The sequence below is a fragment of the Streptomyces sp. NPDC058864 genome (assembly GCF_042742985.1).
GTDB lineage: Bacteria > Actinomycetota > Actinomycetes > Streptomycetales > Streptomycetaceae > Actinacidiphila.
In genome coordinates, this window is record NZ_JBHYMQ010000036.1 from 51288 (window position 1) to 76296 (window position 25009).

21 protein-coding genes are annotated in these 25009 nt (G+C 72.5%); 17 read left to right on the plus strand and 4 right to left on the minus strand.

The genetic code is table 11. The features are described 5' to 3' along the window. Window positions 1–113: 113 nt before the first annotated feature. The 4 genes from ACFW3D_RS25190 to ACFW3D_RS25205 form a co-directional block, all read right to left on the minus strand. Window positions 114–2660, minus strand: a complete 2547-nt coding sequence (locus ACFW3D_RS25190) for a transglutaminase TgpA family protein (RefSeq protein WP_500507350.1) — start codon at window positions 2658–2660, stop codon at window positions 114–116. Further along, the gene (locus ACFW3D_RS25195) at window positions 2660–4003 is read right to left on the minus strand and encodes a DUF58 domain-containing protein (protein ID WP_500507314.1); all 1344 of its coding nucleotides are present in this window, start codon (window positions 4001–4003) and stop codon (window positions 2660–2662) included. The genes ACFW3D_RS25190 and ACFW3D_RS25195 overlap by 1 nt, the downstream gene beginning before the upstream one ends. Window positions 4004–4037: 34 nt before the next feature. Further along, window positions 4038–5015, minus strand: coding sequence for an AAA family ATPase (locus ACFW3D_RS25200; RefSeq protein ID WP_500507316.1), 978 nt, complete (start codon window positions 5013–5015; stop codon window positions 4038–4040). A 108-nt stretch (window positions 5016–5123) separates the two neighbouring features. Further along, the gene (locus ACFW3D_RS25205) at window positions 5124–5666 is read right to left on the minus strand and encodes a beta-class carbonic anhydrase (RefSeq protein ID WP_500507318.1); all 543 of its coding nucleotides are present in this window, start codon (window positions 5664–5666) and stop codon (window positions 5124–5126) included. Between the two features lie 194 nt (window positions 5667–5860). On the opposite strand from ACFW3D_RS25205, the gene mraZ reads away from it, so the two are divergent. From mraZ to ACFW3D_RS25290, 17 genes are all read left to right on the plus strand, one after another. Beyond that, entirely contained in the window at window positions 5861–6334 is a 474-nt protein-coding gene (gene mraZ / locus ACFW3D_RS25210) for a division/cell wall cluster transcriptional repressor MraZ (protein ID WP_500507320.1), read from the plus strand. A 156-nt stretch (window positions 6335–6490) separates the two neighbouring features. After that, entirely contained in the window at window positions 6491–7459 is a 969-nt protein-coding gene (rsmH, locus tag ACFW3D_RS25215) for a 16S rRNA (cytosine(1402)-N(4))-methyltransferase RsmH (RefSeq protein ID WP_500507322.1), read from the plus strand. Further along, entirely contained in the window at window positions 7456–7884 is a 429-nt protein-coding gene (ftsL, locus tag ACFW3D_RS25220) for a cell division protein FtsL (protein WP_500507324.1), read from the plus strand. The genes rsmH and ftsL overlap by 4 nt, the downstream gene beginning before the upstream one ends. Before the next feature lie 463 nt (window positions 7885–8347). Beyond that, window positions 8348–10315: a peptidoglycan D,D-transpeptidase FtsI family protein gene (locus ACFW3D_RS25225; protein WP_500507352.1), complete on the plus strand. Its 1968-nt coding sequence runs from the start codon at window positions 8348–8350 to the stop codon at window positions 10313–10315. A 169-nt stretch (window positions 10316–10484) separates the two neighbouring features. Beyond that, on the plus strand, window positions 10485–12080 hold the full coding sequence (locus ACFW3D_RS25230) for a UDP-N-acetylmuramoyl-L-alanyl-D-glutamate--2,6-diaminopimelate ligase (RefSeq protein ID WP_500507326.1): 1596 nt from the start codon (window positions 10485–10487) through the stop codon (window positions 12078–12080). Continuing rightward, complete coding sequence (locus ACFW3D_RS25235) at window positions 12077–13501, plus strand: UDP-N-acetylmuramoyl-tripeptide--D-alanyl-D-alanine ligase (protein ID WP_500507328.1); 1425 nt, start codon at window positions 12077–12079, stop codon at window positions 13499–13501. Before ACFW3D_RS25230 ends, ACFW3D_RS25235 begins: the two co-directional genes overlap by 4 nt. After that, window positions 13501–14565: a phospho-N-acetylmuramoyl-pentapeptide-transferase gene (gene mraY, locus ACFW3D_RS25240; RefSeq protein ID WP_361811110.1), complete on the plus strand. Its 1065-nt coding sequence runs from the start codon at window positions 13501–13503 to the stop codon at window positions 14563–14565. Before ACFW3D_RS25235 ends, mraY begins: the two co-directional genes overlap by 1 nt. A gap of 80 nt (window positions 14566–14645) precedes the next feature. Then, entirely contained in the window at window positions 14646–16055 is a 1410-nt protein-coding gene (murD, locus tag ACFW3D_RS25245) for a UDP-N-acetylmuramoyl-L-alanine--D-glutamate ligase (protein ID WP_500507354.1), read from the plus strand. Window positions 16056–16095: 40 nt separating this feature from the next. Then, a complete protein-coding gene (gene ftsW / locus ACFW3D_RS25250) occupies window positions 16096–17496 on the plus strand; it encodes a putative lipid II flippase FtsW (RefSeq protein ID WP_500507330.1) in 1401 nt (466 codons plus the stop codon). 6 nt (window positions 17497–17502) lie between these two features. Beyond that, the gene (gene murG, locus ACFW3D_RS25255; protein WP_500507332.1) at window positions 17503–18594 is read left to right on the plus strand and encodes an undecaprenyldiphospho-muramoylpentapeptide beta-N-acetylglucosaminyltransferase; all 1092 of its coding nucleotides are present in this window, start codon (window positions 17503–17505) and stop codon (window positions 18592–18594) included. Between the two features lie 184 nt (window positions 18595–18778). Further along, window positions 18779–19552 carry a cell division protein FtsQ/DivIB gene (locus ACFW3D_RS25260; protein WP_500507334.1) on the plus strand — a complete coding sequence of 258 codons (774 nt, stop codon included), beginning with the start codon at window positions 18779–18781 and terminating at the stop codon, window positions 19550–19552. 246 nt (window positions 19553–19798) lie between these two features. Continuing rightward, window positions 19799–21025 carry a cell division protein FtsZ gene (gene ftsZ / locus ACFW3D_RS25265; protein ID WP_500507336.1) on the plus strand — a complete coding sequence of 409 codons (1227 nt, stop codon included), beginning with the start codon at window positions 19799–19801 and terminating at the stop codon, window positions 21023–21025. A 21-nt stretch (window positions 21026–21046) separates the two neighbouring features. Further along, window positions 21047–21781 (plus strand): peptidoglycan editing factor PgeF, encoded by a 735-nt coding sequence (gene pgeF / locus ACFW3D_RS25270; protein WP_500507356.1) that lies wholly within the window; start codon window positions 21047–21049, stop codon window positions 21779–21781. Continuing rightward, entirely contained in the window at window positions 21753–22514 is a 762-nt protein-coding gene (locus ACFW3D_RS25275) for a YggS family pyridoxal phosphate-dependent enzyme (protein ID WP_500507338.1), read from the plus strand. The genes pgeF and ACFW3D_RS25275 overlap by 29 nt, the downstream gene beginning before the upstream one ends. Before the next feature lie 63 nt (window positions 22515–22577). Continuing rightward, window positions 22578–23159 (plus strand): cell division protein SepF, encoded by a 582-nt coding sequence (locus ACFW3D_RS25280; RefSeq protein WP_319160541.1) that lies wholly within the window; start codon window positions 22578–22580, stop codon window positions 23157–23159. 62 nt (window positions 23160–23221) lie between these two features. Then, window positions 23222–23512, plus strand: a complete 291-nt coding sequence (locus ACFW3D_RS25285; RefSeq protein ID WP_500507340.1) for a YggT family protein — start codon at window positions 23222–23224, stop codon at window positions 23510–23512. Between the two features lie 46 nt (window positions 23513–23558). Next, window positions 23559–24791 (plus strand): DivIVA domain-containing protein, encoded by a 1233-nt coding sequence (locus ACFW3D_RS25290; protein WP_500507342.1) that lies wholly within the window; start codon window positions 23559–23561, stop codon window positions 24789–24791. Window positions 24792–25009 lie beyond the last annotated feature (218 nt).

A 25009-nucleotide genomic window follows, 5' to 3' on the forward strand; every position in this document is an offset into this window, starting at 1 on the left:
CGGGTCAGGTGATGCGGCGTGCGGCGGACCGGATGCGCACCGCGCAGGGCCGGTGTCTCCCGGGTACGCGCTCGGAACGGGGCCGGCCACCCGGCGGCCGGCCCCCGGGTCCCTCAGGAGGTCCGGCGCTGCCGCAGCGGCCGCATCACGGCGTCGCCCACACCGCGCAGCCGGGCCGAGACACGGGCAGAGGCCGCCGACCAGCGCTCCGCGGACCGCCATACGACCCGCACCGTGGAGCGGGGGAGCAGTACGGCACGGATCCGCGTCATGGTGTCCGCGTTCCTGCGCAGTCCCTCCCGCACCAGCTGGACGTCCTTCGCCGAGCCCGTTGTGGTCGGCGGGCGGGGCGAGAACAGGGCCTGCTCCACCACGGTCGCCAGACGCTGCGCGGCCTCGGCCGAGGGCCCCTCCAGGCCGCCGTCGCGGACGAGGCGCCCCGCGACCCTGCGCGGGGTCTCGGACTCGTCGGGCCGCAGACCGTAGTCCCAGGCGGTGTCGATCAGCTCGAGCCAGGCTGCCAGGGTCCGGGCACCGTCCTGGGCGCCCATGGCGTCCAGCTCGCCGGGGGTCGGCGCCCGCGGGGCCCCGTCCTGCCCGTCCCCGCCGTCCACCGCCACGCCAGGGGCGCGCCCGGTCAGCTCCAGCCACGCGGCCAGGGCCGCAGCGTCGTGTCCGCCGCGCAGCCGCTGGAAGCGCTGCCTGCGCCGCCAGAGCAGCGGCAGCAGCAGGACGAGCACCACCAGCGGCACCAAGGCCCAGAGGAGGAAGAGCAGCGCCCAGTCGAGGAGGACCCCCGGCCACAGACTCTCGTCATCCCCGCCGGCGCCCGAGGCCTGCCCCAGGGGGTCGCAGTTGCCGAGCTGGGCGTCCTTGCCCACGCAGGCCGGGGAGACGGTCGGGCCGGTGCTCGCCCCGGCCCCCGCCGACTGCTCCGGGGTGTCCGGCGCCGCGGGCCCGGTGTCGGGGGTGGTCGCCTCCTGGGTGTAGCCCGGCAGGGTGCCACGGGTGGGCGTGGGCTCGAACCGCGTCCAGCCGACACCCTCGAAGTACAGCTCGGGCCAGGCGTGCGCGTCCTTCAGCCCCACCGCGTACGCGCCGTCCGACTCGGCGGTGCCGGGCGTGAAGCCGACCGCCACCCGCGCCGGGATGCCGAGGGTCCGCGCCATCGCCGCCATGGTGAAGGCGAAGTGGATGCAGAACCCTTCCTTGTTGCGCAGGAAGCGGGTGATCGCCTGCACGCCGGTGCCGGAGCGCACCGAGGTGTCGTACGAGAAGGCGCCCGAGGTGAACCACCGCTGCAGCGCGAGGGCCCGCTCGTAGTCGTTGCCGGCGTCCTTGGTGACGTCCAGTGCCGTCTGCGCCACCACCTTGGGCAGCGAATCCGGCACCTTGGTGTACTCGTCCCGCAGCTCGGCGTCGGCCGGCGGCGCGCTCGCCAGCTGCTGAGCGGTCGGCTCCAGTTCCAGGCTGCTGACCTGGTACTGGGTGTCGGAGGTGGTCTGCCCCCGGTCGCCGATGACGGTGCGGCCGGTGGGCTCGTAGCGCCAGCGCCCGTCCACCTTCACCTGGGTGGCCGGGTACGGCAGCGGCAGCCACATCTGGACGTAGCTCTTGTCCGCCGCGACCGAGGTGGCGACCTCCGTGGCCTTCACGTCGGGGCCGAGCCCCTGCGGGCCGGGCAGCACCTTGGGCACGCCGGTGAGGGAGCGCTGGGCGGGCTCCCACTTGTCGCCGGTGAAGCGGTCGAGCGCCACGATCCGCAGGTACATGTCGGCGTTGGAGACGGCGTTCGTCCGGTAGCGGAGCACCACCCGGTCGTCGGACTGGTTCAGGTTGTCCTGGAGCGCGACCACGGGATTGACCGCGGAGATCGTGCCGCCGCCGCGCCCGTTGCCGGTGCCGGAGCCCCCGGTCGGCAGCAGCCCCGCGCCCGTGGCGGGCAGCGCCCACGAGGCCACCAGGGTGATGCCGAGCGCCATCGCCCCGACGCGGCGCCCGGTCCGCACCGGTGCCACCGCCCCGGTCGGCCCTCCGTAGCCGGCGCGCGCCCCGGATCCGACGCCGCCGAAGACCCGCCCCCAGCGGGAGATCCGGTCGCGGCCCTCGGCCAGCAGGAGCAGCAGGTAGCCGACGGCGGCCAGCAGGAAGTACGGCCAGCGGGTGCCGTCGCCCCCGGCCAGCCCCGCAGCGATCGAGTACAGGGCGAGCAGCGGCAGCCCGGCCGGGGCCGCGCTGCCGTACGTCACCGCCAGCGCGTCCACGGCCAGTCCGATCAGCAGCACCCCGCCGAGCAGCAGCAGCCGGATGCCCGGGGTGACCGGCGCCGGGATGGCGAACTGGGTCACGTCCTGCATCGCGGCCGTCAGCAGGTTGCCGAACTGGGTGTAGGCGGCGGGCCCGGGCAGGAACCCGAACAGGGCCTGCTCGCTGGCGAACATCAAGGTCAGCACCAGCAGTGAGGTCACCGCCTGGGCCAGCACCGTCAGCGGCCGGGCCAGCGGCACCCGCCGGGTGAGCGCGCCCACGCCGGTCTGCAGCAGCACCAGGAAGACGGCCTGGAGGATCCACGAGTTCGGCGTCGCCAGCGGCAGCAGCGAGCAGGTGGTCATCAGTGTCGCCGCCGCCGCGCAGAGCGCGAGCCGTCCCCGTCCGCTCATCATCGCGTCCCCGCCTCCTCGCGCGACCGGTGCCGGTCGGCGCGCTGCCACAGTTCGGGCAGCCCGTCGCCCGCGGCGGCCGGGAGCACCGTCCAGCCCGCCTCGTGCAGCATCCGCACGGCCCGTGCCGAGGCGTCCTCGGCCGCGTCCCCGTCGACGCCCGGCCGCACGACCTGCGGCCGGGCAGCCCCGTCCTCGTCCAGGGCCCCCCAGGCCGCACTGTCCAGGACGAAGGCGACGGCCGCCCCCGCCCGCTGCCGCATGCGTCCCGCCATCGCGGCCTGCTCCTCGTCGAGGTCCCCGAAGAAGGCCACCAGCAGGCCCTCGCTGCCCGTACGCAGCACGTCGAGCGCACGGGAGAGCCCGGCGCCGTCCGAGTGGTCGACCACGGCCAGGGTGTCCAGCATGGCGCCGGCCGCGTCCGAGGAGTCGGTGCCGCCGAAGCCCTCGGCCCCGGGCACCGTGCTGCCGGTGTCGGTGAGCAGCCGTACGGAGTAGCCGCGCTCCAGCATGTGCATCGCCACCGACGCCGCCCCGGACACCGCCCACTCGAAGGCCGAGTCGGGTCCGGCGCCGAAGTACGCCACGGCCCGGGTGTCCAGCAGCACCGTGCACCGGGCGCGGTGCGGCTGTTCTTCGCGCCGCACCATGAGTTCGCCGTACTTGGCGGTCGAGCGCCAGTGCACCCGGCGCAGGTCGTCGCCGTGCCGGTAGCCGCGCGGGATCACGTCGTCCTCACCGGCCAGGGCCAGCGCCCGGGTGCGGCTCTCCCCGTAACCGGAGGAGTCGCCCTTGAGCTTGACCGGCGGCAGCGGCTCCACCCGGGGCACCACGGTCAGCGTGTCGTACGCGCTGAAGGAGCGGGTCAGCTCGCACATGCCGAAGGGGTCGGTCAGCCGCAGCTGCAGCGGCCCCAGCGGGTAGCGCCCGCGCAGGTCGGAGCGGACCCGGTAGGACACCTCGCGGTGCCCGCCGGGCTCCACCCGGTCCAGGATGAAGCGGGGCCGGGGCCCCAGCACGTAGGGCACCCGGTCCTGGAGCATCAGCAGCCCGGTGGGGAGCCGCGACACGTTGTCCACCCTCAGGTGCACCCGCGCCTCCGACATCGCCGGCACGCGCGAGGGCGACAGCCGGCGGCTGCCCGCGACGCGGTAGCGGGTGCGGTACAGGACCGCCACGCAGACCAGCGGCAGCACGGCCAGCAGCAGGCCGACCTTCAGCAGGTCCGGCTGCCCCAGGACATAGGCGCAGACGGCCGCCGCGATCCCCGCGGCGAGGAACGAGCGGCCCCGTGTGGTGAGGCCGCCCAGTGCGGCCCGGAAGCCGCTTTCACGCTCGGTCACGCGGCACCTCCAGCGCCCCCGCCCGTCGTCCGGCTCACCGGCTGCCGTACGGGTCCGGGACCGGCGTGCGCTGCACGATCTCCGCCACGACCTGCTCCGGCGTGCGCCGGTTCAACTGGGCCTGCGCGGTCGGCAGCAGACGGTGCGCCAGCACGGCCGCCGCCAGCGACTGGACGTCGTCGGGGAGCACGTAGTCCCGGCCGTCCAGGGCCGCCGCCGCGCGTGCCGCGCGCACCAGGTGCAGGGTCGCGCGCGGGGAGGCGCCGAGCCTCAGGTCCGCGTGGTCCCGGGTGGCCGAGACCAGGCTCACCGCGTAGTGCCGCACGGCCGCGGACACGTGCACCGTCCGTACCGCTTCGACCAGTTTGACGATCTCGTGGGCGTGGGCGACCGGCTGCAGGTCGTCCAGCGGGCTGACGCCCGCGTGCACGTCGAGCATCTCCAGCTCGGCCTCCATGCTCGGGTAGCCGATGGAGACCCTGGCCATGAAGCGGTCCCGCTGCGCCTCGGGCAGCGGATAGGTGCCCTCCATCTCCACCGGGTTCTGGGTGGCGATGACCATGAAGGGGCTCGGCAGCGGGTAGGTGCTGCCGTCGATGGTGACCTGCCGCTCCTCCATCGACTCCAGCAGCGCCGACTGCGTCTTGGGCGACGCGCGGTTGATCTCGTCGCCGACGACGATCTGGGCGAAGATCGCGCCCGGCTTGAACTCGAAGTCGCGGCGCTGCTGGTCGAAGACGCTGACCCCGGTGATGTCCGACGGCAGCAGGTCCGGCGTGAACTGGATGCGCCGCACCGAGCAGTCGATCGACCGGGCCAGCGCCTTGGAAAGCATCGTCTTGCCGACGCCGGGGACATCCTCGATCAGCAGGTGTCCCTCGGCGAGCAGCACCGTCAGCGCAGTCCGTACGACCTCGGGCTTGCCCTCGATCACGTTCTCCACCGACCGGCGTACGCGGTCCGCCGTGGCAGTCAGATCACTGAGGCTCGCTCGCGCGTCATAGGTCGTCACCCGGTTCTCCTCGGCCCGTTCCTGGGGACACGGTCATCCCTGGACCGGCCCTCCCCGTTACACGAAGCATTCTCTCCTTCAACTATGCTCCGCGTCACTCCGCTTCCGTTACTCGTTTGTGATTTCGCGCAGCAGGCCGGAGTGGACGTCGAACACAAATCCCCGCACATCGTCCGTGTGGGTCAGGAAGGGGGACGTCCGGACCCGCTGCATCGACTGACGCACGTCCTGGTCGACGTCGCGGAAGGACTCCACCGCCCACGTCGGACGCTGGCCCACCTCCTCCTCCAGCTCCGTGCGGAACTCCTCGGTCAGCGACTCCAGGCCGCAGCCGGTGTGGTGGATCAGCACGACCGAGCGGGTGCCGAGGGCGCGCTGGCTGATGGTCAGCGAGCGGATGGTGTCGTCGGTGACCACGCCGCCGGCATTGCGGATGGTGTGGCAGTCGCCGAGCTCCAGGCCCAGCGCCTTGTGCAGGTCGAGGCGGGCGTCCATGCAGGCGACCACGGCCACCTGGAGCACGGGGCGGGCGTCCATGCCGGGGTCGCGGAACTGCTCCGCGTAGCGCCGGTTCGCCTCGACCAGCCGGTCGGTGACGGACGCCGTGCCGGTGCCGGCGGGAACCGCGGACTGATGCGCGTTTATCGACATGACACGACCGTAGAGGGCGCGGTCTCATCCGACCTGCTGTGAGCTCCGGCAAATCTCGGTCAAACCGGTGCACTGTGAGGTAACCCACAGGCGTCGCGCGCGCTCGCCCGTGCGGGTGATTCGGACGCCGGGGCCCACGAGGGCGCCTGCGCCAGGGCAGGCTTTTCGTTGACCGTGGGGGCCGGTGGAGTAAAGTGGCGCGAAGTGGGTCGACCAACCTGGTGCGGGAGGTGCGGATGTTCCTCGGGACGTACGCGCCACGGCTGGACGACAAGAGCCGGCTGGTCCTGCCCGCGAAGTTCCGCGAGCAGTTCGCGGACGGTCTGGTCATCACCAAGGGCCAGGAGCGCTGCCTGTACGTATGGCCGGTCGAGGGCTTCCGGGCCCTCACCGAGGAGCTCCGCCGGGCCCCCCTCACCTCCAAGGCGGCGCGCGACTACATGCGCGTGCTCTTCGCCGGCGCCCACGACGAGGTTCCCGACAAACAGGGCCGGGTCACCCTCCCGCAGCCCCTGCGCGACTACGCCGGACTGCGCCGCGACTGCGCGGTGATCGGCGCCAACACCCGGGTCGAGGTGTGGGACGCGGTGGCCTGGGAGGACTATCTGGCGGGTCAGGAAGACGCCTTTTCGGCGTTGTCCCAGGAGGTGCCTCCCGGCTTACTGTGACCACGCCCGTAGCCTGATGGCTCACGTACGAGTACGTGACGCTCGGCCTCCTCCCGCTCCCCGGTCCGCTGGCACTCCTTCCCCGGTGCCAGATGGCCGCCCACGAGCGGGCGGGGACCCAGTGGTACGTCCCCGCGAGCAGATGAGAAGGGCTTCATGAGCACCACCCCGTCCGAGCCACGCCACGTCCCGGTCATGCTCGACCGCTGCCTGGACATGCTGGCCCCCGCCGTCGGCACGCCGGGCGCCGTGGTCGTGGACGCCACCCTCGGCCTCGGCGGGCACAGCGAGGCACTGCTGCGGCGGTTCCCCGAGGTCCGGCTGGTCGCCGTCGACCGCGACCCCGCCGCGCTCAAGCTCGCCGGTGAGCGGCTCGCACCGTACGGGGACCGGGCCACCCTCGTGCACGCGGTCTACGACGAGATCCCCGAGGTCCTGGAGCGTCTCGGCGTCCCCAAGGTGCAGGGCGTCCTGTTCGACCTCGGCGTCTCCTCCATGCAGCTGGACGAGGCCGACCGCGGCTTCGCCTACGCCCAGGACGCGCCACTGGACATGCGCATGAACCAGACCGCCGGCATCAGCGCCGCCGAGGTCCTCAACACCTATCCGCCGGGCGAGCTGGTGCGGGTGCTGCGCGAATACGGCGAGGAGAAGTTCGCCCGCAAGATCGTGGAGGCGGTCGTCCGCGAGCGTGAGCGCGAGCCCTTCACCACCAGCGCCCGGCTGGTCGAGCTGATCCGCGAGGCGCTGCCGCAGGCCGCCAAGCGGACCGGCGGCAACCCGGCCAAGCGCACCTTCCAGGCGCTGCGCATCGAGGTCAACGGAGAGCTGACGGTGCTGGAGCGGGCGATCCCGGCGGCCGTGGCGGCGCTCGCCGTGGGCGGCCGGATCGTCGTCCTCTCCTACCACTCCCTGGAGGACCGCCTGGTCAAGGGCGTCCTCGCGGCCGGCGCGGCCACCACGGCGCCGCCCGGGCTGCCCGTGGTGCCGGAGCAGTACCAGCCGCGGCTCAAGCTGCTCACCCGCGGCGCCGAACTGCCCACGGAGGACGAGATCGCCGCCAACCGCCGGGCCGCCCCGGCCCGTCTGCGCGGCGCCCAGCGGATCCGCGAGGCCCTGACGTGAGGCGGACCTCGGCGGCGCGCTCGCCCTTCGTCCTGCTGATCGTGCTGCTGCTGGGCGGCGGTCTGATCACCCTGCTGCTGCTCAACTCGGCGGTGAACCGGGACTCCTTCAAGCTCAGCGAGCTGCAGAAGAAGACCACCCAGTACACCGACGAGGAGCAGGCGCTGCAGCAGGAGGTCGACCGCTACTCGGCGCCGGACGCGCTGGACGAGCAGGCCCGCGAGCTGGGCATGGTCCCCGGCGGCAACCCGGCCTTCCTCGCCCCCGACGGCACCGTCCTCGGCAGTCCCGGTGCCGCGCCGTACGTTCCGGCGCCCAGCCCGAGCACGGCGCCCGCCACCATCGCGCCCAGCGGTTCCGCGGCCGCCTCCCTGGGCCCGACGCCGTCCGCCAAGCCCAGCACGAGTCCGAAGGAGACCCCGTGACCGCAGCTCCGGGGCCCCGTGCCCTCCGCCCGCCCCGATCCGCCCGTCCGGCCGGCCGGGAAGGTGCCGGAGCGTGGTGACCCGTGACGGGGAGCCGCCACGCGACCGGGGGGAGCGGGGCGAGCGGCGTGACCGGGCCGACCGGGCCGACCGGGACAAAGGCGCCGGCCGTCCGGAGCGCGGCGCCCCGGGGCGCGGCGAGCGCGGTGACGGCGGCGGGGCCGCCCCCCGGCGCCGGCAGGTGCCCCGGGGACGCGAAGGCGACGACGGAGCCCGCGCACGCGGCGGCGAGGCCGGGGAGCCCCGGCGGAGGACCACGCCCGGTCAGCAGGCGGGGGCACGCCAGCCCGCCGCACGCGGCGCCCGGCCGCGCGAGGACGCCGCCCGCGCCGCCCGCGTGACGGGCCGCGACCCGCGCGCCCGCAGGCCCACCCCGCGCCAGGAGGGCGTGGGCACCTCCAGCGTGGCCCACAGCCGTACCCCCGGCGCCCGCAGGCCGGCCGGCGGACGCGGACGCGACGCCGCCGCCCGGGACCGGGCCGGCCGCGCCTCCGTACCGCCGCGACGCAGGCCCTCGCGCCCGGTCGCCCCGTCCGGTTCCCCGCTGCTGCGTCTGGGGCGGCCGCGTCCGCGCCTGCGGCTGGTCAGCTTCGCGCTGACCCTGGTGATGCTGACCTTCGTCATCCGGCTCTTTCAGGTGCAGGCCGTGGACGCCGCGACGTACGCCGCCAAGGCCGAGGTCAACCGGAACGTCAAGGTGACCCTCGCCGCCGAGCGCGGGACGATCACCGACCGGAACGGGGTCGACCTGGCCACCACCGTCGACGCGTACGACATCACGGCCGACCCGATGCTCTTCACCCCCAAGTACGCGAAGGCCGAGGACGCCCCGGCGCGCGCGGCCGAACTGCTCGCGCCGATCGTCGACGGGGACGAGAAGAAGATCGCGAGGCAGCTCGCCAACTACCCCGGGTCCCGCAACGAGATCATCGCCCGGCAGCAGTCGCCGCAGGTCTGGAACCAGATCAAGGACCTGCAGGGCGCGCTCGCCGACCGGGCCGACAAGGGCGACGGCGTCAACTACCTCGCCGGGGTCTTCCGGCTCCGGCACGCCAAGCGTGTCTACCCCGCGGGTGACCTCGCGGCGGGCGTGATCGGCTGGGTGAACGCCGCCGGCGCGGGCGGCGGCGGCCTGGAGAGCCGCCTGCAGAAGGCGCTCGCGGGCAAGGACGGCACCGTCACCTACGCCCAGTCCGGCGGCCGGCGGGTGCCGACCGCCAGTGTGCAGGAGCGCGCCGCGGAACCCGGCACCAACGTGGAGCTGACGCTGGACCGGGACATCCAGTGGGCCGCCCAGCGGGCGATCACCCGGCAGGTGCGGGCGTCCGACGCCGACCGCGGCTACGTGATCGTCCAGGACACCCGCACCGGGCAGGTGCTGGCCATGGCCAACGCCCCCGGCTTTGACCCCAACGACCTGACCCGGGCCGACCCCACCGCCCTCGGCAACGCCGCCCTGCAGGACGCGTACGAGCCCGGCAGTGTCAGCAAGCTGATGTCCATGGCCGCGGTCCTCGACGAGGGCGTGGCCGCCCCCGAAACCCACGTCACGGTGCCCGGCACCCTGCCGCGCGCCGACCGGGTCTTCCACGACGACGTGGACCACGGCACCTGGCACCTGACCCTGAACGGCGTCCTCGCCAAGTCCAGCAACATCGGCACGATCCTGGCCGCCGAGCAGCTTGGCAAGAACCAGAAGCAGGCCAACCGCGTCCTCTACTCATATCTGAGGAAATTCGGCATCGGGCGGCCCACGGGAGTCGGTTTCCCCGGCGAGACGCCCGGCATCCTGGCGAGGCCGGACCAGTGGAACGCGTCCCAGCAGTACACCATCCCCTTCGGGCAGGGCCTGTCGCTCAACGCGCTGCAGGCCACCTCGGTCTACTCGACGATCGCCAACGGAGGGGTACGGGTCGAGCCCAGCCTGGTGCGCGGCACGACCGGCCCGGACGGCCGCTTCGTACCGTCCCCGGATCCGGCACGGACCCGGGTGGTCAGCGCGAAGACCGCCAGGACGCTCTCCACCATGCTGGAGTCCGTGGTCGGCGACGAGCAGGGCACCGGCACCAAGGCCCGGATCGCGGGGTACCGCGTCGCGGGCAAGACCGGCACGGCCAACCGGGTGGACCCGGAAACGGGCACCTACAGTGGCTACACGGCCTCGTTCATGGGGTTCGCCCCCGCCGACGACCCGCGGCTGACCGTGTCGTGCGTGATCCAGAACCCGACCCGCGGCAGTTATTTCGGTGGTCAGATCTGCGGCCCGGTGTTCAAGCGGGTCATGGAGTTCGCCCTGAAGTCCCTGCAGGTGGCGCCGAGCGGAATCAAGGCCCCGAACCTGCCGGTCGAGTGGGACCCCTCGAAGCCGTGACCGGCGAGCAGGGGAGGAAGGAACGGCGGCCGTGAACGGACACGACCCCACAGCGGCAGGTACGGGCGGTAGCCCCGCGCACGCGGACCGTACCGGAGGAAGCGGCAGGCCGGAAGCCCGGCGAGGGGCTTTTGGCCCGGAGCCCGGCCCGGCGGGTACTCTCACGGCCGTGTCACTCGCTGATCAGTCCCCCAACTCCGAACAGAGGCAGCCGGGCGCACCCCGCCCCACCCGGGTCCGGCCCGTACCGCCCGCGGAACTGGCCGCGCGGCTGGGCGTGGAGCCCCCCGCACCCGGTGCCGCCCCGGTCACCGGGATCACGCACGACTCGCGGGCCGTCCGCCCCGGCGACCTGTACGCCGCGCTGCCCGGCGCCCGCTTCCACGGGGCCGACTTCGCCCCTCAGGCGGCCGAACTGGGGGCCGCGGCGGTCCTCACCGACCCGGCGGGCGCCGGGCGCGCCGCCGCGACCGGCCTGCCGGTGCTGACGGTCGAGGACCCCCGGTCCAGGATGGGCGACCTGGCCGCCGAGATCTACGGCCGCCCGGGTGAGGCCCTGCTGCAGATCGGGATCACCGGCACCTCCGGCAAGACCACCACCGCCTACCTCATCGAGGGCGGCCTGCGCGCCGTCCACGGGGACCGGACCGGCCTGATCGGCACGGTCGAGTCGCGGATCGGCGACGAGCGGCTCAAGAGCGAGCGCACCACCCCCGAGGCCACGGACCTGCAGGCGCTCTTCGCGGTGATGCGCGAGCGCGGGATCGAGGCCCTGGTCATGGAGGTCTCCAGCCACGCCCTGGTGCTGGGCCGGGTGGACGGCGCGGTCTTCGACGTCGCCGTCTTCAACAACCTCAGCCCCGAGCACATGGAGTTCCACTCGGGCATGGAGGACTACTTCCAGGCCAAGGCGCAGCTGTTCACCCCGCGCCGCAGCAAGGCCGGGGTGGTCAACGTCGACGACGAGTACGGCCGCCGCCTGGTGCGCGAGTCCCGGGTCCCGGTGACCACCTTCTCCGCCGAGGGCCACCCGGACGCCGACTGGCGCGCCGAGCACGTCGTGACCGGGCCGCTGCGCTCCACCTTCACCGTGGTGGGCCCGGACGGCGTGCGGATCGAGGCCTCCTCGCCCATTCCCGGGCCCTTCAACGTCGCCAACGCGCTCGCCGCGATCACCGCCCTGGCGGTGGCCGGGATCGACCCGCAGAAGGCCGCCCAGGGCGTCGCGGCCGTCCCGGGCGTCCCGGGCCGGCTGGAGCGGGTCGACGCGGGGCAGCCGTACCTCGCGGTCGTCGACTACGCCCACAAGACCGACGCCGTGGAGTCGGTGCTGCGGGCCCTGCGCAAGGTCACCAAGGGCAGCCTGCACATCGTCCTCGGCTGCGGCGGGGACCGCGACGAGACCAAACGCGGGCCGATGGGCGCCGCAGCGGCACGGCTGGCCGACACGGCCGTGCTGACCTCCGACAACCCCCGCTCCGAGGACCCGCTCGCGATCCTCACCGCGATGCTGGCGGGAGCGGCCGGGGTCCCCGCGCACGAGCGGGGTCATGTCGTCGTCGAACCCGACCGGGCGGCGGCCATCGCGACCGCCGTCGCCCTGGCCCGGCCGGACGACACCGTACTGGTGGCCGGCAAGGGCCATGAGCAGGGCCAGGACATCGCCGGAGTGGTACGCCCCTTCGACGACCGAGAAGTGCTGCGCGCGGCCATCGAACGGGCCGCCGCCACACCAGCACAGGAGAAGGACCAGGACCAGCTGTGATCCCACTCACCCTCGCCGAGGTCGCACACGCGGTCGGCGGGAGCACGCACGACATACCGGACCCTGCGGTGCCCGTCACCGGGTCCGTGGAGATCGACTCCCGCAAGGTGGCGCCGGGCGGCCTGTTCGTGGCCTTCCAGGGCGAGCGCGTGGACGGTCACGACTACGCGGAGCAGGCCGTCGCGGCCGGGGCGGTGGCCGTGCTGGCCGCCCGGCCGGTCGGCGTGCCCGCGATCGTCGTGGACGACGTCCAGCTCGCCCTCGGCGCACTGGCCGCGCACGTCATCGAACGGCTCGGCGCGACCCTCGTGGCGCTGACCGGATCGGCGGGCAAGACCAGCACCAAGGACCTCATCGCGCAGGTGCTCAAGCGGCTGGCTCCGACCGTCTGGACGCCCGGCTCCCTCAACAACGAGATCGGCCTGCCGCTGACCGCGCTGCGCGCCGACGCCTCCACCCGGCACCTGGTGCTGGAGATGGGCGCCCGCGGCATCGGCCACATCCGCTACCTCACCGAGCTGACCCCGCCGCGGATCGGCGTCGTCCTCAACGTCGGCACCGCCCACATCGGCGAGTTCGGCGGCCGCGAGCAGATCGCCCAGGCCAAGGGCGAGCTCGTCGAGGCGCTGCCGGACGCCGCCGACGGCGGCGTGGCGGTGCTGAATGCGGACGATCCCCTCGTACGCGCCATGTCATCCCGCACCAACGCGCGCGTCGTGCTGTTCGGCGAGTCCGCCGACGCCGACGTCCGCGCCGAGAACGTCCGCCTCAACGACCGAGGTCAGGCGGTCTTCACGCTCACAACACCTACCGGGTGCAGCGAAGTGACCTTGCGCCTGTACGGTGAGCACCACGTGTCGAACGCGCTTGCCGCGGCCGCCGTAGCCCGTGAACTCGGCATGCCCGTCGACGAGATCGCCACCGCGCTCTCCGAGGCGGGGACGCTGTCCCGCTGGCGCATGGAGGTCGTCGAACGGCCGGACGGCGTGACGGTCGTGAACGACGCCTACAACGCGAACCCCGAATCCATGCGAGCCGCCCTGCGCGCGCTCGCGGCCATGGGGCGTGCCGCCGAGGCACGCGGGGGACGCACGTGGGCGGTGCTGGGCGAGATGGCGGAGCTCGGCGGGGAGGCCCTCGCGGAGCACGACGCTGTCGGACGGCTCGCCGTCCGGCTCAACGTCAGCAAGCTCGTGGCAGTCGGCGGCCAGGCGGCCGCCTGGGTGCAAATGGGCGCCTACAACGAGGGTTCGTGGGGTGAGGAGTCGGTGCACGTGTCCGACGCTGAGGCGGCGATCGACCTGTTGCGCAGTGAACTGCGTCCGGGGGACGTCGTGCTGGTGAAGGCATCGAGGGCGGTCGGCCTGGAGCGGGTCGCACTCGCGCTGCTCGACGGCGTCGAGGGCGGGGGCGCTCAGTAATGAACCAGATCCTGGTCTCGGGCGTGCTCGGGCTGTTCCTGTCCCTCATCGGCACCCCGATGCTGATCAAGCTGCTGGCCCGCAAGGGCTACGGGCAGTTCATCCGCGACGACGGCCCGAAGGAGCACCACAGCAAGCGCGGTACGCCCACCATGGGCGGCATCGCCTTCATCCTGGCCACGCTCGTCGCGTACGCGCTCACCAAGGTCATCACCTCGGAGCGCCCGACGATCTCCGGCGTGCTGGTGCTCTTCCTCTTCACGGGCCTGGGCGTGGTCGGTTTCCTGGACGACTACATCAAGATCGTGAAGCAGCGCAGCCTCGGTCTGCGGGCCAAGGCGAAGATGGCGGGCCAGCTGATCGTCGGCATCACCTTCGCGGTGCTGTCGTTGCAGTTCGCCGACTCCCGCGGTGTCACCCCGGCCTCCACCCGGCTGTCCTTCACCCAGGACTTCGGCTGGTCGCTGGGCCCGGTGATCTTCGTGATCTGGGCGCTGTTCATGATCCTCGCGATGTCGAACGGCGTGAACCTCACCGACGGCCTGGACGGCCTGGCCACCGGCGCCTCGGTGATGGTCTTCGCCTCCTACACCGTCATCGGCGTCTGGCAGTACGGCCAGTCCTGCTCCAACGTCATCACCGCGGGACCCGGCTGTTACGACGTACCGCATCCGCTCGATCTCGCGGTCGTGGCCGCCGCGCTCATGGGCGCCTGCTTCGGCTTCCTGTGGTGGAACACCTCGCCGGCCAAGATCTTCATGGGTGACACCGGCTCCCTCGCGCTCGGCGGCGCCCTGGCCGGTCTGGCCATCTGCTCCCGCACCGAACTGCTGCTGGCGATCCTGGGCGGCCTCTTCGTCCTGATCACCCTCTCCGTGGTCATCCAGGTCGGCTCCTTCCGCCTGACCGGCAAGCGCGTCTTCCGCATGGCGCCGCTGCAGCACCACTTCGAGCTCAAGGGCTGGAGCGAGGTCCTGGTCGTGGTCCGCTTCTGGATCATCCAGGGCATGTGCATGGCCGTCGGCCTCGGTCTCTTCTACGCGGGCTGGGTGGCCGCGCAGTGACCCCGGCCCCCGGGCAGGAACCCGGCCCCCGTCAGGACGGACCTCCGCCGGCCGCCGTCGAGGCGGCCGGGCGGCTCGGCCTGCCGGGCCGCCGGGTCACCGTCGCCGGCCTGGGCGTCTCGGGCGTGCCCGCCGCCAGGGCGCTGCACGCCCTGGGGGCCCGCGTCACGGTCGTCAACGACGGCGACGACGAGCCGGCCCGGGCGCAGGCCGCCGAACTGGAGGCACTGGGCGTCACCGTCCGGCTCGGGGACGGCCGGACCCTGCCCGAGGGCACCGAACTGATCGTCACCTCGCCCGGCTGGCCGCCCGCCAGCCCGCTCTTCACGGCCGCCGCGGCCGCGGGCGTGCCCGTCTGGGGCGACGTGGAGCTGGCGTGGCGGCTGCGCGGCCCCGGGGCGGCGCCCTGGCTCGCGGTCACCGGCACCAACGGCAAGACGACCACCGTGCAGATGCTCGCCTCGATCCTGACCGCGGCGGGCCTGCGTACCGCGGCGGTCGGCAACATCGGCACGCCGGTCCTGGAGGTCGTCCTGTCCGGCGAGGAGTACGACGTCCTCGCCGTGGAGCTGTCCAGCTACCAGCTGCACTGGGCCCCCTCGGTCCGTCCGCACTCGGCCGCGGTCCTCAACCTCGCCCCCGACCACCTCGACTGGCACGGCTCCATGGCCGCCTACGCCGCCGACAAGGGCCGTATCTACGAGGGCAACAAGGTCGCCTGCGTCTACAACCTCGCCGACCCGGCCACCGAGGCACTGGTGCGCGAGGCCGACGTCGAGGAGGGCTGCCGCGCGATCGGCTTCGGCCTCGGCAGCCCCCGCCCCTCGGAGCTCGGGGTCGTCGACGGCATCCTGGTCGACCGGGCCTTCGCGCCCGAGCGGCACAAGAACGCCCAGGAGCTGGCCGAGGTCTCCGACGTGCACCCGCCGGCGCCGCACAACATCGCCAACGCCCTGGCGGCGGCCGCCCTCGCCCGCGCGTTCGGCGTCGCGCCGGCCGCCGTCCGGGACGGCCTGCGCGCCTTCCGGCCGGACGCCCACCGCATCGCCCACGTGGACCGGATCGACGACGTGGACTACGTCGACGACTCCAAGGCCACCAACACCCACGCCGCGGAGGCCTCCCTCGCCGCGTACGAGCACATCGTCTGGATCGGCGGCGGCCTCGCCAAGGGCGCCACGTTCGACGAGCTGGTCACGGCCGCGGCCAAGCGGCTGCGCGGCGCCGTGTTGATGGGGGCCGACCGCGCCCTCATCCGTGAAGCGCTCGCGCGACACGCCCCCGAGGTCCCGGTCGTCGAGCTCGACCGCACCGACACTGGGGCGATGGCGGCGGCCGTCCACGCCGCGCGGGACCTCGCCCACCCGGGGGACACGGTGCTCCTGGCGCCGGCCTGCGCCTCGATGGACATGTTCGCGAACTACAAGGCTCGCGGAAACGCCTTCGCGGAGGCCGTACGGGATCTGCGGGCGCCCGGCGCCGGGCAGTAGCCGGACCCGCTCCGGCCCGCACCGCGACCTAGGAGGGGACATGACGGCAGCCGACCACGGCGACGCCTCCGGTTCTCGTTCCCGCAACGCCCTGAAGGCGCCCGCCCGCCCTCCGCGGGCGGCTCCGTCCCGTCCCGGGGCGGCCGCTCGCGGGGCCCGCGCGACCGGTGGGAAGGCATCGCGCGGCAGCGCGCTGCGCGGCGCCAGGGTCGTCCTGGACCGCGCCATGCGGGCCTGGGACCGCCCGCTGACCGCGTACTACGTCATCCTCGGCAGCAGCCTGCTGATCACCGTGCTCGGCCTGGTGATGGTCTTCTCCGCCTCGCAGATCAAGGCACTGGAGTACGGGCTGCCGTCCACGTACTACTTCCGCAAGCAGCTGTTCGCCGCCGTGCTCGGCACCGGCCTGCTCGTGGCGGCCTCGCGGGTGCCGGTACGGCTGCACCGCGGGCTGTCCTACCCGCTGCTCGTCGGCTCGGTGTTCCTCATGGCCCTGGTCCAGGTGCCGGGGATAGGGCAGTCCGTCAACGGCAACCAGAACTGGCTCTACCTCGGTGGCCCGTTCCAGCTGCAGCCCAGTGAGTTCGGCAAGCTCGCGCTCGTCCTGTGGGGCGCGGACCTGCTGGCCCGCAAGGAGGACCTGAAGCTCCTCGTCCAGTGGAAGCACCTGCTGATCCCGCTGGTGCCGGTGGCCTTCCTGCTGCTGGGCCTGATCATGCTCGGCGGTGACATGGGCACCGCGATCATCCTCACCGCGATCCTGTTCGGCCTGCTGTGGATCGCCGGCGCCCCCACCCGGCTCTTCGCGGGGGTGCTGGGCGTCGCGGGGGTGATCGGCTTCCTGCTGATCAAGACCAGCGGCAACCGCATGGAGCGGCTGGCCTGCATCGGCGCCACCGACGTCACTCCCGGTGGCGGCTGCTGGCAGGCAGTGCACGGGATCTACGCCCTCGCCTCGGGCGGATGGTTCGGTTCCGGACTCGGTGCGAGCGTGGAGAAATGGGGCCAACTGCCCGAACCGCACACCGACTTCATCTTCGCCGTGACCGGGGAGGAACTGGGGCTGACGGGCACGCTGTCGGTACTCGTCCTCTTCGCGGCTCTAGGCTATGCGGGTATCCGCGTGGCCGGTCGAACGGAGGACGCCTTCGTCAGGTTTGCCGCGGGAGGCGTGACGACGTGGATCACGGCGCAGTTCGTGGTCAACATCGGTGCGGTGCTCGGCCTGCTGCCGATCGCCGGTGTCCCGCTCCCGCTGTTCTCCTACGGGGGCTCGGCCCTCCTGCCGACCATGTTCGCGATCGGGCTGCTCATCTCCTTCGCGAGGAGCGAGCCCGGCGCGCGAGCGGCGCTCAACGCGCGGGGGCCCGGCTACTGGCCGGGGGCAATGACACGGACGATGAGGCGGTTCGTCAGACGGCGGCCGTCCGGAGAGCGGTGAATTTCGGTGCATGTCGTACTCGCCGGTGGGGGGACCGCCGGCCACATCGAGCCCGCGCTCGCGCTCGCCGACGCCCTGCGCAGGCAGGACCCGACCGTGGGGATCACGGCACTCGGGACCGAGCGGGGTCTGGAGACCCGGCTGGTGCCGGAACGCGGCTACGAGCTGGCGCTCATCCCCGCCGTTCCGCTGCCGCGCAAGCCCACCCCCGAGCTGATCACCGTCCCAGGGCGGCTGCGCGGCACCATCAAGGCCGCCGAGCAGATCCTCGAGCGCACCAAGGCCGACGCGCTCGTCGGTTTCGGCGGCTACGTCGCCCTGCCCGGTTACCTGGCCGCCAAGCGGCTCGGCGTGCCGATCGTGGTGCACGAGGCCAACGCGCGTCCGGGCCTCGCCAACAAGATCGGCTCCCGCTACACCAGCTACGTGGCCGTGAGCACCCCGGACAGCAAGCTCCGGCACTCCCGCTACGTCGGCATCCCGCTGCGCCGGTCCATCGCGACCCTCGACCGCGCCGCGGTCCGCGCGGAGGCGCGTGCCGCCTTCGGCCTCGACCCGAGCCTGCCGACGCTGCTGGTCTCCGGAGGCTCCCAGGGCGCCCGGCGGCTCAACGAGGTCATCGCCTCCGTCGCCCCGCGCCTGCAGCAGTCCGGCGTCCAGATCCTGCACGCGGTCGGCCCGAAGAACGAGCTTCCGCACGCCGACAACATGCCCGGCATGCCGCAGTACATCCCGGTCCCCTACCTGGACCGGATGGACCTCGCCTACGCGGCCGCCGACATGATGCTCTGCCGGGCCGGCGCCATGACCGTCGCCGAGCTCTCCGCCGTGGGCCTGCCGGCCGCGTACGTCCCGCTGCCGATCGGCAACGGAGAGCAGCGGCTGAACGCGCAGCCGGTCGTCAAGGCGGGCGGCGGCGTCATTGTTGACGACGCGGACCTGAGCGCGGAGTGGGTGCTCGGCAATGTGCTGCCGGTCCTGACCGATCCGCACCGACTGTATGAAATGTCGCGGGCCGCGGCCGAGTTCGGCCGTCCGCACGCCGACGAACTGCTCGTCGGCATGGTCCACGAGGCGATCGCCGCCCGCCGCGGCTGAACCCCGGTGCCGGCCGGGCACCGCCGCCACCCCCTGCGGACCGCGCCGGGGGTGGCCCGTGCTCCGTTGGGGTCACGGGGGAGGTGGCCCGGCCCGCCCGGCGGCGCGCGGCCGCCCGGGCACCCAGCACGACGACTAGCCTGCCCGGAAGCGGAAGGCAGTTGCGACGACCCCGGAGGCGAACGTGGCCGTACCGACGACCGTCGAGGCGGCCGGCGAGCAGGACGGTGGGACCGAGCGCCCGCCGCGGCGGAGCCGGCGCGTCATCGTCCTGACGGCGCTCGCCGCGGCCACCGTGCTGGGCGGCACCGGCACCTGGCTGCTGTACGGCTCCGCCTGGCTGCGCGCGACGCACGTCCGCGTCACGGGCACCGAGGTGCTCTACCCCGACGAGGTGCGCGACGCCGCGCAGGTCCCGCTCAACGGGCCGCTGGTTTCCGTGGACACGGACGTGATCGCCCGCCGGCTGAAGGCGCGGCTGCCGCGCATCTCCGCGGTGGAAGTGGAGCGTTCGTGGCCGCACACGATCACGCTGAAAGTGACGGAGCGAACTCCCGCCGCCCTGGTGAAAGGTGACGGGTACTTCATCGAAGTCGACGCGGACGGCTTCCGGTTCGACGAGCGGGACACTCCCCTGAAGGGTGTGCCCATCATCGAATTGCGGCCCGACCGCGGCTCCGCGAGCTATCGACTTTTCGGTACAAAGCGTCTATTGGCGGCCGCGGTTCAGGTCGCCGCGGACCTGCCGAAGGTCGCATACCGGGACGCACAGCTCATCGATGTGCGCTCATATGACGACATTAAGGTCGAACTGACCCGCGGGCGTGCGGTGATGTGGGGGAGCGCGGATCAAGGGGCGGAGAAAGCGGTTGCCCTCACGGCGCTGATGAAAGTCGAGCGGGATGCCGAGTTCTTCGACGTGAGTGCCCCAACATCCCCTGCCGCGTCGGACGGTTGACGTCCCAGCCTTCTGTTCGACACCCTGGTTGGTCCGGCTCTGGCGTGATCACATAGGGTCAAAAGAAAAGCGGGAGGTTCGGCGTGTTCGTTGAACGCGAACCGCTTGTCGATTTAGTGTCCTGTCCCAACGACAGTGCGGGACAGACATACTGGTAACCCTAAACCTCAGGGTTAGGGTTCGGATCGGCCGGCCTTCCCGACCGTCCCCACAGGTATACGTAACTCGAGGCGAGAGGCCTTCGACGTGGCAGCACCGCAGAACTACCTCGCAGTCATCAAGGTCGTCGGCATCGGCGGCGGTGGCGTGAACGCCATCAACAGGATGATCGAGGTCGGTCTCAAGGGCGTCGAGTTCATCGCGATCAACACCGATGCACAGGCCCTGCTCATGAGCGACGCCGACGTCAAGCTGGACGTCGGCCGGGAGCTCACTCGTGGACTCGGTGCCGGCGCCAACCCCGACGTCGGCCGCAAGGCCGCAGAGGACCACCGCGAGGAGATCGAAGAGGTGCTCAAGGGCGCCGACATGGTCTTCGTCACCGCGGGCGAGGGTGGCGGCACCGGCACCGGCGGCGCGCCCGTCGTGGCCAACATCGCCCGCTCGCTGGGTGCCCTCACCATCGGTGTGGTGACCCGCCCCTTCACCTTCGAGGGACGCCGCCGGGCCAACCAGGCCGAGGACGGCATCGCCGGGCTGCGCGACGAGGTCGACACCCTCATCGTGATCCCCAACGACCGGCTGCTGTCCATCTCGGACCGCCAGGTGAGCGTGCTGGACGCCTTCCGCTCCGCGGACCAGGTGCTGCTCTCCGGTGTCCAGGGCATCACCGACCTGATCACCACCCCCGGCCTGATCAACCTCGACTTCGCCGACGTGAAGTCCGTGATGTCCGAGGCGGGTTCGGCCCTCATGGGCATCGGCTCGGCCCGCGGGGACGACCGCGCGGTCGCCGCCGCCGAGATGGCCATTTCCTCGCCTCTGCTGGAGGCGTCCATCGACGGCGCCCGGGGCGTGCTGCTCTCCATCTCCGGCGGCTCGGACCTCGGTCTGTTCGAGATCAACGAGTCGGCCCAGCTGGTCAGCGAGGCGGCCCACCCCGAGGCCAACATCATCTTCGGTGCGGTCATCGACGACGCCCTGGGCGACGAGGTCCGGGTCACCGTCATCGCGGCCGGCTTCGACGGCGGGCAGCCGCCGACCCGCAACCGCGACAAGGTGCTCGGCTCCTACTCGTCCCCCTCCCGCGAGGAGAACTCCTCCCCGGCCCCGGCCCGTCAGGCCACCCCGCCGGCCGAGCCGGCCCGCCCGGCCTTCAGCGGCCTGGGCAGCGTCACCCAGCGTGAGGAGGAGCCGAAGGCGGAGCCGGTCGCCGAGGTCCCGGCCCAGCCGATCGCCCCGCAGGTTCCCCCGGCGCGTCCGTACCAGGACACCGCCGCCGAGGAACTCGACGTACCCGACTTCCTGAAGTAAGCACAGCCGCACGTGATAACGCTGAACAACGCACGTCCGGGCGGCGCCCACTTCGCCTTCACCGACAGGTGGGGCGGGGTGAGCGCCGCTCCGTACGACAGCCTCAACCTCGGCGGCGCGGTCGGTGACGACCCCGCCGCCGTCCTCGCCAACCGCGACGCCGCCGCCCGCGGACTGGGCATCGACCCCGCCCGCGTGGTGTGGATGAACCAGGTGCACGGCAACGACGTCGCCGTCGTCGCCGCCCCCTGGGCCGACGGCCGGGTCCCGGAGGTGGACGCCGTCGTCACCACCCGGCCCGGGCTCGCCCTCGCGGTGCTGACCGCCGACTGCGTCCCCGTTCTGATGGCCGACGCGCACGCCGGGGTGGTGGCCGCGGCCCACGCAGGCCGCCCGGGTCTGCTGGCCGGGGTCGTCCCCGCCGCGGTCGAGGCCATGGTCGGCCTCGGCGCCCGCGCGGAGCGGATCACCGCGATGACCGGGCCCTCGGTCTGCGGTTCCTGCTACGAGGTGCCCGAGGCGATGCGCGACGAGGTGTCCGCCGCCGTCCCCGAGGCCCGCGCCACCACCAGCTGGGGCACCCCCTCCCTGGACATCGCCACCGGAGTGCATGCCCAACTCGCCCGACTGGGTGTGCCGATGGGTGAGAAATCCCATATTTGTACGATGGAGTCCGGGGATCACTTCTCGTACCGCCGCGAGCGGACCACCGGACGGCTCGCGGGATATGTCTGGCTGGACGGACCGAGTGACTGACCGTACACAAGAGCGAAGGGCCGAGCTGGCGGGGAACCTGGCCGCGGTCGAGCGGCGCATCGACGCCGCCTGCGCGGCGGCCGGCCGGGCGCGGGACGAGGTGACCTTGATCGTGGTCACCAAGACCTACCCGGCGAGCGACGTGCGGATCCTGTCCGGTCTCGGCGTCCGCGAGGTGGCGGAGAACCGCGACCAGGACGCCGCCCCCAAGGCCGAGGCCTGCGCCGACCTGCTGCTGACCTGGCACTTCGTGGGGCAGCTGCAGACGAACAAGGTGCGCTCGGTGGTGCGCTACGCGGACGTCGTGCACTCCGTCGACCGCCTCCGGCTGGTCGACGCGCTCTCCGCGGCCGTCATGAAGTCGGAGCGGGCGGACCGCGAACTGGGCTGCCTGGTGCAGGTCGCGCTGGACGCCGAGTCCGGAACGCGGGGCTCCCGCGGCGGAATCGCACCTGATGCCGTCGAAGGGATCGCCGAGGCCGTCGCCGCCGCCCCGGGGCTGCGCCTTGACGGGCTGATGACGGTCGCACCGCTGGCGGGGCCGTACGCGGGTCAACCCCGCGCCGCCTTCGATCGGCTGGCGGAAATCGCATCCTGCCTGCGCGCGGCCCATCCGGCTGCAAACATGGTCTCGGCAGGGATGAGCGCGGACCTCGAAGGGGCCATCGCCGCCGGTGCGACACACGTACGCATCGGTAGCGCGGTACTCGGAGTCCGGACCGGGCTCGGGTAACGTCACCAAACAAGTCCGACCACACAAAAAATATGGTCTTTCCCCGCTGAGAGGACGCAGAGCATGGCCGGCGCGATGCGCAAGATGGCGGTCTACCTCGGCCTCGTGGAGGACGACGGGTACGACGGCCCGGGCTTCGATCCCGACGACGAGTTCGAACCGGAACCCGAGCCGGAGCGCTCCCGCCGACCGCACCAGTCCCACCAGCCACCACATCAGACACAACCGGAGGAACCGGCACGCATCGTGCATGCCCCGGCCCCCCGGGAACCCCGGATCGCCCCAGTGGCATCCATCACACAAGAACGCCATAGCCTGGAGAAGAACGCACCGGTGATCATGCCTAAGGTCGTGTCGGAACGAGAGCCGTACCGGATCACGACACTCCACCCCCGGACGTACAACGAAGCCCGTACGATCGGGGAACACTTCCGTGAGGGCACGCCGGTGATCATGAATCTGACGGAGATGGACGACACCGACGCGAAGCGACTTGTCGACTTTGCCGCCGGGCTGGTCTTCGGGCTGCACGGCAGCATCGAGCGGGTGACGCAGAAGGTGTTTCTCCTGTCGCCTGCTAACGTCGATGTCACGGCGGAGGACAAGGCCCGCATCGCCGAAGGCGGGTTCTTCAATCAGAGCTGAGATACGCAACCGTACGAAACCGGCCGTGAGGCCCATGAACGAGCAGGGGAGAGGGAAGCGCGATGGACATCGCACTCCAGGTGCTGTGGATCGCGCTCATGTGCTTCCTGCTTGTCCTGATCTTCCGGTTGGTGATGGACTATGTTTTCCAGTTCGCCCGATCGTGGCAGCCTGGGAGGCCCATGGTGGTCGTCCTGGAGGCCACCTACACTGTCACCGATCCGCCACTCAAGCTTCTGCGGCGGTTCATCCCGCCGCTACGTCTCGGGGGCGTGGCGCTCGACCTGTCCTTCTTCGTATTGATGATCATCGTGTACATCCTGCTCACCGTCGTAGGGGGCTTGCGAGGATGACCGATGCGGGCTCCCGATATGTCGACGATCACGTTGAGGTGAAGAGATGCCACTGACCCCCGAGGACGTGCGGAACAAGCAGTTCACGACCGTCCGCCTCCGAGAAGGCTATGACGAGGACGAGGTGGACGCCTTCCTCGACGAGGTCGAGGCGGAACTCACCCGACTGCTCCGCGAGAACGAGGACCTGCGGGCCAAGCTGGCCGCTGCGACCCGTGCCGCCGCCCAGAACCAGCAGCAGGGCATGCGCAAGCCCGAGCCGCAGGACGGCCGCGGTCCCGGGGCTCCCGTGCCCGCCGCCATATCCGGACCGCAGCCGGTGCCGCCCCAGCAGATGGGTGGCCCCGGTCCCCAGGGACCCGGCAGTGGCCTTGCCCTGCCCGCCGGGCCCAGCGCTCAGCAGGGCCCCGGTCCGATGGGCCAGGGTCCGATGCAGGGCGGCCCCATGGGCCCCGGTCCGATGGGCCAGGGTCCGATGGGTCAGGGGCAGATGGGCCAGGGGCAGATGGGCCAGCAAATGGGCCAGCCGATGGGTCAGCCCATGCAGGGCGGTCCCATGGGCCCCGGTCCGATGGGCCAGCACCCCATGGGCGGTCCCGGTCACCCGATGCAGCAGCAGGGCCCCGGTGGCGACAGCGCCGCCCGTGTGCTCTCGCTCGCCCAGCAGACGGCCGACCAGGCGATCGCCGAGGCACGCGCCGAGGCGAACAAGATCGTCGGCGAGGCCCGCAGCCGCGCCGAGGGCCTGGAGCGCGACGCCCGCGCCAAGGCCGACGCCCTTGAGCGGGACGCGCAGGAGAAGCACCGCGTGGCCATGGGCTCCCTGGAGTCCGCCCGCGCCACGCTGGAGCGCAAGGTCGAGGACCTGCGCGGCTTCGAGCGCGAGTACCGCACCCGCCTGAAGTCGTACCTGGAGAGCCAGCTGCGTCAGCTGGAGAACCAGGCCGACGACTCCCTCGCCCCGCCGCGCACCCCCGCGGCCGCCTCCCTCTCCTCCGGTTCCGGTGGCATGGGCGGCACGATGGGCGGCGGGACCATGGGCGGCGGCACCATGGGCGGCATGGCCACGGCCGGTGCCGGCACCATGGGTGGCGGCCAGAGCTACGGCAACCAGGGCATGGGCGGCGTCGGCGGGCAGAACCCGACGTACGGTGGCCAGCAGCAGATGTCGCCGGCCATGACGCAGCCGATGGCACCGGTGCGGCCGCAGGGGCCGGCGCCGCTGCAGCAGGCGCCGACGCCGATGCGTGGGTTTTTGATCGACGAGGACGACAACTAGTCGCTGGCGCGACCGCAGCGCCATAGGGCCGGGCCCCCAGGGAATCGCTTCCCTCGGGGGCCCGGCCCTTTCCCGTGCGGGTGGGTTGCTTATGTGCGGGTCCGTTGCGCCTGCGGCGGGCGGTTTCCCGCCCGCCCGCCCGTGGCCCCGGTCGGTCAGTGCGGGTCTCGCATCGTGTGCCTGGGTCGGTGGCGCGCCGGCGCACGTCCTCAGCGCTC

What these genes read in the sequence shown, in the direction of transcription:
- rsmH (WP_500507322.1), top strand. Translation starts at nt 6,491, where the DNA reads ATGAGCACCACCCCGTCCGAGCCACGCCACGTCCCGGTCATGCTCGAC.
- mraY (WP_361811110.1), top strand. Translation starts at nt 13,501, where the DNA reads ATGAACCAGATCCTGGTCTCGGGCGTGCTCGGGCTGTTCCTGTCCCTC.
- ACFW3D_RS25190 (WP_500507350.1), bottom strand. Translation starts at nt 2,660, where the DNA reads ATGAGCGGACGGGGACGGCTCGCGCTCTGCGCGGCGGCGGCGACACTG.
- ftsW (WP_500507330.1), top strand. Translation starts at nt 16,096, where the DNA reads ATGACGGCAGCCGACCACGGCGACGCCTCCGGTTCTCGTTCCCGCAAC.
- ACFW3D_RS25280 (WP_319160541.1), top strand. Translation starts at nt 22,578, where the DNA reads ATGGCCGGCGCGATGCGCAAGATGGCGGTCTACCTCGGCCTCGTGGAG.
- ACFW3D_RS25205 (WP_500507318.1), bottom strand. Translation starts at nt 5,666, where the DNA reads ATGTCGATAAACGCGCATCAGTCCGCGGTTCCCGCCGGCACCGGCACG.
- ACFW3D_RS25285 (WP_500507340.1), top strand. Translation starts at nt 23,222, where the DNA reads ATGGACATCGCACTCCAGGTGCTGTGGATCGCGCTCATGTGCTTCCTG.
- ACFW3D_RS25290 (WP_500507342.1), top strand. Translation starts at nt 23,559, where the DNA reads ATGCCACTGACCCCCGAGGACGTGCGGAACAAGCAGTTCACGACCGTC.
- ACFW3D_RS25275 (WP_500507338.1), top strand. Translation starts at nt 21,753, where the DNA reads ATGTCTGGCTGGACGGACCGAGTGACTGACCGTACACAAGAGCGAAGG.